The organism is Oleiphilus sp. HI0067 (genome assembly GCF_001635735.1).
The window spans coordinates 1-659 of record NZ_LWFI01000298.1 but is presented as its reverse complement, the minus strand read 5'-3'; the positions used below and the strand labels follow the sequence as shown (position 1 = coordinate 659).

General features: G+C 43.7%; 1 protein-coding gene. It reads right to left on the bottom strand.

All coding sequences use genetic code 11. From position 1 onward, the window contains the following. Nucleotides 1-479 (bottom strand): hydroxymethylbilane synthase (gene hemC / locus A3739_RS03665; protein WP_068500365.1); only part of this gene is annotated, 479 nt, incomplete at its 3' end. Between the last annotated feature and the right edge of the window lie 180 nt (nt 480-659).

Sequence of the window (659 nt, the reverse complement as noted above, 5' to 3'; positions counted from 1 at the left end):
GCGAGACGTGTATTTACATTGCCGCGCAACGATTTAATGGTGAGGTCTGGGCGCAGCGCCGCAAGCTGAGTTTTTCTGCGTAAACTCGATGTGCCAACAACAGCTCCTTGAGGGAGCTCATCAATCGTGTTGTAAGTATTGCTGACAAAAGCATCGAACGGACTTTCGCGTTTACAAATTGCCGCTAGCTCTAATCCTTCAGGAAAATGCATCGGTACATCTTTCATTGAATGAACGGCTATATCCGTTTCGCCCACCAACATAGATTGTTCTAGCTCTTTTATAAATAAACCCTTGCCGCCAATTTTTGCTAGTGGGACATCAAGAATTTGGTCGCCCTTCGTTGTCATGCCAACAATCTCGACTTCAAGGCCAGGGTGGAGAGATTCTAATTGCGCTTTGATGTATTCACTTTGCCAAAGTGCTAGTGCACTTTCTCGTGATGCGATGCGGATTTTGCTAGATGTGGGATTGGACATGTTGCCCCTCATTACTCAAGTTTGGGGCATTATAACGAGCTTTTTGAGGTTTGTATTTCGGAGAATTAAAACTGAAGTTTCAGCTCAAATTCTATCTCGTCCTCTTTGACCTTAACTTTGGTTTTTGTGCGATCAACATAATCACTGAAGCTTCTCGCAACTTGTTTTGAAGAATTACCA